General features: G+C 71.2%; 6 protein-coding genes and 1 riboswitch. Of the genes, 1 reads left to right on the top strand and 5 read right to left on the bottom strand.

Annotation, left to right across the window (positions count from 1 at the left end):
- The coding region (locus Q0A33_RS06610) for a hydroxyethylthiazole kinase (RefSeq protein ID WP_291794647.1) at window positions 1-898 on the bottom strand (898 nt) is incomplete at its 3' end.
- Window positions 886-1,003, bottom strand: a riboswitch (TPP riboswitch). Its footprint overlaps the gene before it by 13 nt.
- Window positions 1,004-1,162: 159 nt before the next feature.
- Here Q0A33_RS06610 and Q0A33_RS06605 point away from each other — a divergent pair.
- Window positions 1,163-1,972 carry an acyl-CoA thioesterase domain-containing protein gene (locus tag Q0A33_RS06605; RefSeq protein ID WP_291794646.1) on the top strand — a complete coding sequence of 270 codons (810 nt, stop codon included), beginning with the start codon at window positions 1,163-1,165 and terminating at the stop codon, window positions 1,970-1,972.
- Between the two features lie 20 nt (window positions 1,973-1,992).
- On the opposite strand, the gene Q0A33_RS06600 is transcribed toward Q0A33_RS06605, so the two are convergent.
- The 4 genes from Q0A33_RS06600 to Q0A33_RS06585 all read right to left on the bottom strand — a co-directional run bounded on the left by Q0A33_RS06600 (window position 1,993) and on the right by Q0A33_RS06585 (window position 6,461).
- Window positions 1,993-2,685 carry a metal-dependent transcriptional regulator gene (locus Q0A33_RS06600; RefSeq protein ID WP_291794645.1) on the bottom strand — a complete coding sequence of 231 codons (693 nt, stop codon included), beginning with the start codon at window positions 2,683-2,685 and terminating at the stop codon, window positions 1,993-1,995.
- Window positions 2,686-2,825: 140 nt separating this feature from the next.
- A complete protein-coding gene (locus Q0A33_RS06595; protein WP_291794644.1) occupies window positions 2,826-4,640 on the bottom strand; it encodes a peptidoglycan recognition protein in 1,815 nt (604 codons plus the stop codon).
- Between the two features lie 130 nt (window positions 4,641-4,770).
- Complete coding sequence (locus tag Q0A33_RS06590) at window positions 4,771-5,631, bottom strand: metal ABC transporter permease (protein ID WP_291794643.1); 861 nt, start codon at window positions 5,629-5,631, stop codon at window positions 4,771-4,773.
- Window positions 5,631-6,461 (bottom strand): metal ABC transporter ATP-binding protein, encoded by an 831-nt coding sequence (locus tag Q0A33_RS06585; protein ID WP_291794642.1) that lies wholly within the window; start codon window positions 6,459-6,461, stop codon window positions 5,631-5,633. The genes Q0A33_RS06590 and Q0A33_RS06585 overlap by 1 nt, the downstream gene beginning before the upstream one ends.
- Window positions 6,462-6,534: the final 73 nt, after the last annotated feature.

Below are 6,534 nucleotides of genomic sequence, written 5' to 3'. Positions count from 1 at the left end.
CGCGGGAGAGGGTGACCTCCGCCCCGGCCACGGCCTCGGGCCCGGCGGCCCAGAGCGCATCGAGGAACTCCGGCTGGAAGCTGCCCGGCCCCTGCGCACGGGCGCCCGCGGCTGCACCCGCCACCGCGAAGTGCGCGTGGGCGGCGATGACGGCGTGGAAGCGGGAGTCCGCCGCAGGATCCGCACCCGCAGAAGGGTCCGTACTGGCCGCAGCGTTCGCCTCAGCCTCCGCCGCGCCCAGATAGGCGGCCGTGAGCGCTCCCAGCGAGCAGCCGGTGCCCACGACGAGGGGCATGAAGCGGTGTCCGCCGGCTATGCGCGCGACGAGAGCGCTGTCACCGCGGGCGGTCACCACGGCGTCCACGGGCCCGGAGACGGCCACGACCGCACCGGTGCGCGCGGCGAGGACGGCGGCGGGAGCGAGGACGTCGTCCACCGTGTCGATCGACTCGATGCCGCGGCCGCCGGAGCCGGTGCCTGCCAGACCCGCGATCTCCGAGGCGTTGCCGCGGATGGCCGCCGGACCGGAGGCCGCGAGCCGGCGGATGTGCATGGAGCGGTGGTCCGCCGCGCCCAGCGAGACGGGATCGAGCACCCAGGGCGTACCCAGCACCCCGGCGGTGCCGACTGCGGCGTCCGCCGCGAGAAGCTGGTGGCTGGTGGCGGTGCCGAAGTTCACGAGGATGCCCCCGGCGAGGGAGGCGAACTGCGCGGCGTCCGCCTCGTGGTCGAGCATGGCCGGGGACCCGCCTGCGGCAAGGACCACGTTCGCGCTGAACTGCTGGACCACCGTGTTGGTGATGCACTGGACGAGGGGCACGGTGCCGCGCACCTGCGCGGCGGCCCGGCGGAGTGCCGAGGAGAGCTCCCCGGCGGAGGAGACGTCGACGCCTGTCATGACGATCCCTTCGCTAGTACTGGCTAGATCAGGTTCGATGGGTGTGTTCTCAGCTCGCTTCCGCACCCGCTGGGCCGGCAGTGACGAGCACCCCATGTCACTGCCCGCCACTGTATCCCGCAGGCGGGACGCCGTCACGTCGGCCGGGGTGCGACGCCTATCATCGTGGGCAGAGAGCCCGGCGCGGGCGGAACTCCCCCTCATGGGCGGATGGTGCCGCGCGGGCGGAACACCGCAGAGGAACATCGACGCAGGAGGAACACGATGACCGAGGTCGGCTTCACGCGGCTGGATCCGCTGGAGGGCTCCTTCGTCGAGATGATGGAGCTGGAGCGGATCGACCCCAACATCTACCGCGCCGGCTACGTCTTCGAGGAGCCCTACGCCCTCTACGGCGGGCAGGTGGCCGCGCAGTCGCTGCGTGCGGCCGGGCTCACGGTGGACGCGGACCGGCGGCCGCACTCGCTCCACGGCTACTTCCTGCGCCCGGGCGACGCCTCCCAGCCCACCGTCCTGCAGGTCCACCGTGACCGCGACGGACGCTCCTTCTCCGCCCGGCGGGTCGTGGCGCTGCAGAATGGGAAGGTCATCTTCAACATGTCCTGCTCCTTCGCCGCGCCCTTCGACAGCCCGGAGCACTCCGAGCACATGCCCGTCGAGGAGGCGCCGATGGGCACCACCTCTGCGCTGCCGCGCATGTTCGGGTTCGAAGCGCGTCTGACCGAGCAGGTCTACGAGTCCCGCGACTATCCACTGCGGTTCTGGGCGCGCTGCACGGAGGATCTGGGCGATCCGGCGGAGGACCAGCTCATGCACCTCTGCGCGCTCACCTACCTCTCCGACATCTCCAGCGGAGTGGGTGCCTGGAACACGGCGGAGTACCGCTCCGGCTCCAGCCTCGACCATGCGGTCTGGTTCCGCCAGGACGTGGACATGAACAGCTGGGTCCTCATGGACCTCCACCCGGAGTCCGTCTCCCGAGGCCGCGGCCTGTATCGCGGCAGGCTGGGCACAGAGTCCGGCGAGCAGGTGGCGACGATCGCGCAGGAGACGCTGTTCCGGCCGGTGCACTGATCTGCGCCGGACCGGCACCCTCAGCCCCTGACGGAGACGAACACCTGCGCCGCGGCCGTCGCGCCCAAGCTGGTGGCTTCGCCGCCGGCGGGAGCCGCAGTGCCGGCGGGAGCCACGGACAGGGCACCGGAGAACGGCTCCCCCTCCCCCACCTCGAGCACGGTGCCCACCGTGATCCCGCGCGAGGCGAGATGCTTCAGCAGGGCGGAGTCCGCATCGGAGATCCGCTCCACGACCACCCGCGCTCCGGGCTGCACATCCGTGAGCGGCACGGCAGAGGGCGAGGTGACGCGGCCCTGCGCATCAGGGATCGGATCGCCGTGGGGATCCCGCTCCGGCCTGCCCAGCAGCGCGTCGATCCGTTCGACCATGAGATCCGAGACGGCGTGCTCCAGGTGTTCGGCCTCCTCGTGGACCTCGTCCCAGCCGTAGCCGAGCGTCTGCACGAGGAACGTCTCCAGCAGCCGGTGGCGGCGCACCATCGCGACGGCGACCGCACGCCCCGCCTCCGTGAGCGCCACACCGCTGTACGGCTCGTGGACCACCAGACCCTGCTCGGCGAGCTTGGGCAGCGCGCCGGAGACCGTGGACAGCCGGAGACCCACCCTCTGAGCGATGAGGCTGGGAGTGGTGGGCGCCTCCGTCCACTCCTGGAGGCTCCAGATGGCCTTGAGGTAGTTCTGCGTGCTGATGGAGAAGCCGGAGACGGACATGCCTCCAGCCTATCCGTGGGGGCGGCACCAGGCGGGCGGTGCCCGGCAGGAGGCGAGCAGCGGGGGCACCCGGCGGGCACCACCCCGCAGGCGGCACCCGGCGGGCATCACCCCGCGGGCATCACCCCGCAGGCGGCGCCTCAGCTGAGGTCGGCGGCGCCTCCGGAGATCCCGTCGACGACTCCGCCCTCGAGGCCGCTGCCGTCCTTCTCGGAGTCCTTCTCCTTCTCCTCCTCGTCGGCCTTGTCCTTCTCGGCCTGCTCCTTCTCGGCCTGCTCCTTCTCGGCCTTCTCCGCGGCCTTCTTCTCCTCGGCCTCCTTCACCGGATCCTTGCCCTCTTGGAAGGCGACCGCGGTCTTCCGGATCTCACCGAAGGTGTCGTAGAACGCCTCACCCGGGCAGTCCGTGTCCCCCACGTCCCGGTGACCGACGATCGTGTTCATCCGCTCGCCCTCGATAGTGGTCTTCCCGTCGGCCGGGGTGTCCGACTTCGCCAGCTTCCAGGCGATGACCTGGGCGACCGCATCACGCGTCTCCCGGGGCGGGGCCTTCTTGCTGTAGTCGCCCAGCACGGAGATGCCGAAGGTCCCGGAGTTGTATCCCTGCGCGTGTGCGCCCAGGACCGGCTTGGCGACTCCGCCGGCGCGTCCTTCCCACAGGCGCCCGTACTTGTCCGCGAGCACGTTGTAGCCCACGTCCGCCCAGCCGCGGCCCTTCACGTGGAAGGTGTAGATGCCGCGGAGGATCGAGGGCACGTCCTCCGCGTCGTAGTCGTTCTTGCCGTCCGTGTGGTGGATGACGGCTGCCGTGGGAGCACTCGTGTACTCCGGGGAGCCCGCCCGCAGCGACTCGTCCGCGCCCCAGTCCTTCCGGGAACGGATCGTGGGCTTCTTCACCTCCTTCTTGGAGGTGGGAACCGCCGCCGAGGCCGACCCCGGCTGGTAGACGGTCTGCGCCGCGCCTGCCCCCGCGCACTCCGGGCACGTGCATCCGCCGGTCGCGGTGCACTCGCGGCCGTGCTCGCCGCGCGCCGAGGTGCCGACGATGCCGGGGGCCGCAGCGCCGGCCTCACCAGAATCACCGGCCGAACCGGAATCACCGGACTGACCGGACTCCTCGCCTGCATCGTCGGCAGGGACGAGGGGCTGGTTGTCCCGGACCGCTTCGGCGTCGCTGTCGAGCTTCTTGGGATCGACGAGCATGATCGAGGTGCCCTCGGGCACTCCTGCGTCGCCGAGCACGCGGATCTGCAGGCTGGACGCCCCCGCCACGTAGTACGGGTCCGTCCCGGGCTCGCCCTCCCCGAAGTTCTCGACGTGGATGTGGGACCACTCGGACCACTGGCCGTCCGTCTTGGCCCGCACCTCGAACTCCACGTCCGCGTATTCGTCATAGGTGAGACCCACGACTGCGGGGTTGCCCTCCGGCACCTCCATCTCCTGCGAGAGCGCCGCGATCGCGATGCCGTCCTCCGTCGTCTCCGTGACGGAACCGGAGGCGTCCGGGAGCGGAACGGTCTCGTCCGCGGTCCGGATGTCGCTGGTCCCAGCGCTGCCGGTTCCAGCGTCGCCGGTGCCTGCACCGCCCGAGGCGACGGCCGCCTCGGCAGCAGTCCCGGCCTCGGCGGCGCCCTGCCCGCTCGCGGCGGAGGACGAGGCGACATGCGTGGCGACGGAGGCGGTGAACCCGCGGGAGACCTCGCCGTAGGCCGCCGGCGCCCGCAGCAGCGGCGGCAGATTGGTGGTGTCCGCACGCGTGACCGCGGAGGTGGCCTGCGATCCCGCACGTGCTCCGGCGAGTTCGAGCCCCTCCGGGTCGACCTCGGTGAGGGCGGATTCGGTGATGTCCGGGGCGTTCTCCGCAGCCAGCGCGCTGGTTCCGCTGAAGAGGCCGAGGGAGGTGACGATGGCCGCGGCGGTGCCGCACGCGGTCACCGCGGTGAGACGGTGGTGCATGGAAGAACCTCAGGTGTCGGGGAAGTGACGGCGCTGGGGCGAGGAGCGTGAGACCGCAAGGCGGCCTGGCACTCCTCGTACCGGCGTCGAAGGGTTCTGTGGGAGTCGATCCATCGGTCATGGTTGCACATCAGAGAGCGGCCGCCGTGGTGCGACGCGCCCGGAGCATCCCTGGAATGAGACCGTGCGCGGGTCCGAACAGGTAGGCGAGCGCGAACATCACGGACTGCGCCAGGACCACCGTTCCGCCCGAGGAGGCGTCCGCCCAGTAGCTCACGCAGAGCCCCAGTACGGCGGCGGCCACGGAGATGCCGGAGGCGAGCAGGAGCATGCGTGGAAAGCTGTCCGTGAGCAGATGTGCGGCCGCGCCGGGGATGATGAGCATCGCGACCACGAGCACCACGCCCACGGCCTGCAGCGCCGCCACCGCGGTGAGGGCCAGGAGGCAGAGGAGCAGTGCGCTCAGCAGACGAGGGCTCAGTCCCACCGCGTGCGCGTGGACGGGATCGAAGGCGAACAGGGTGAGATCGCGCCGCTTGACGAGCAGGGCCGCCATCACCGCGCCCGCGAGGAGCGAGACCTGCACGACGTCCGCGCGGGAGACGCCCAGCAGGTTCCCGAACAGGATGTGGCTCAGATCCACGTGGCTGGGCGTGACGGAGACGAGGACGATCCCCAGCGCGAACAGCGAGGTGAACACGATGCCGATCACCGCGTCCTCGCGGATGCGGCTCGTGTCGCGCACCACGCCGATCAGCAGCACCGCGAGCAGACCGAAGACCACGGCCCCCACGGCGAAGGGCACCCCGAGGATGTAGGCGAGGACCACCCCGGGCAGCACGGCGTGCGAGACCGCGTCCCCCATGAGGGACCAGCCGATGAGCACCAGCCAGCAGGACAGCAGGGCACACACCAGCGCAGCGGCCACGGCCACGACCAGTGCCCGGAGCATGAAGTCGAAGGCGAACGGTTCGAGGAGGAGGTCGATCATCACCGGTCTCCTTCCGAGGCCGGGGCAGGAACGGGAATCGAGGCAGGGGCGGGCGCCGAGGCAGGGACGAGGCCGAAGGCCTGGCTCAGCACGTCCGGGGCGAGCACCGCCTGCGGAGTGCCCGCGGCGACGAGGCGGCGCAGGAGGAGTGCCGCCTCATCGGCGAGGGAGGGCAGGGTCGTGAGATCGTGCGTGGAGACGAGGACCGCCGCGCCCTCGGCCGCGAGTTCGCGCAGGAGTGCGGTGATGAGTGCCTGCGACTGGGCGTCGACCCCGGCGAAGGGTTCGTCGAGCAGGAGGACGCGCGCACCCTGCGCGATCCCGCGGGCCACGAACGCCCGTCGCCGCTGCCCTCCGGAGAGCTGTCCGATCTGCCGCCCGGCGAGTGCGCTCAGGCCCACGCGCTCGATCGCATCGCGCACAGCCTCTCGATCCTCCCGGCGCGGCGTGCGCATGACGCCCTGGCGGCCGTAGCGTCCCATCATCACGACCTCGCGGACGGAGACCGGGAAGTTCCAGTCCACCGCCTCGTGCTGCGGCACGTAGGAGAGCAGGTTGCGCCGCCGGGCACGGGACACGGGCTCACCGGCCACGCGCACGCTGCCGGCCTCCGGTCGCACCAGCCCCATGATCGCCTTGAACAGGGTCGACTTCCCGGAACCGTTCACTCCGATCAGCCCGCACACCCGGCCGAACTCCACGCGCAGGCTCACGTCCTCGAGCGCGGGGGCGGCGGAGCCGTAGCGGACAGTGAGTCCCGCGGCCTCGATGCCGATGTCGCTGCGGGCCGCGGGAGCATTGCCAGTCGCGCTCCTGTCTCTTTTACCCATCTCCGACCCCACGAGACCGTACAAGATCTCGTAAGCCGGCTTCTGATTGAAAAAAAAAGCTGGGGGGGGGGGG

Source organism: Brevibacterium sp., from assembly GCF_022712115.1.
GTDB lineage: Bacteria > Actinomycetota > Actinomycetes > Actinomycetales > Brevibacteriaceae > Brevibacterium > Brevibacterium salitolerans.
This window is presented reverse-complemented; position numbering and strand designations above follow the sequence as displayed.

What these genes read in the sequence shown, in the direction of transcription:
- Q0A33_RS06595 (WP_291794644.1), bottom strand. Translation starts at nt 4,640, where the DNA reads ATGCACCACCGTCTCACCGCGGTGACCGCGTGCGGCACCGCCGCGGCC.
- Q0A33_RS06590 (WP_291794643.1), bottom strand. Translation starts at nt 5,631, where the DNA reads ATGATCGACCTCCTCCTCGAACCGTTCGCCTTCGACTTCATGCTCCGG.
- Q0A33_RS06585 (WP_291794642.1), bottom strand. Translation starts at nt 6,461, where the DNA reads ATGGGTAAAAGAGACAGGAGCGCGACTGGCAATGCTCCCGCGGCCCGC.
- Q0A33_RS06605 (WP_291794646.1), top strand. Translation starts at nt 1,163, where the DNA reads ATGACCGAGGTCGGCTTCACGCGGCTGGATCCGCTGGAGGGCTCCTTC.
- Q0A33_RS06600 (WP_291794645.1), bottom strand. Translation starts at nt 2,685, where the DNA reads ATGTCCGTCTCCGGCTTCTCCATCAGCACGCAGAACTACCTCAAGGCC.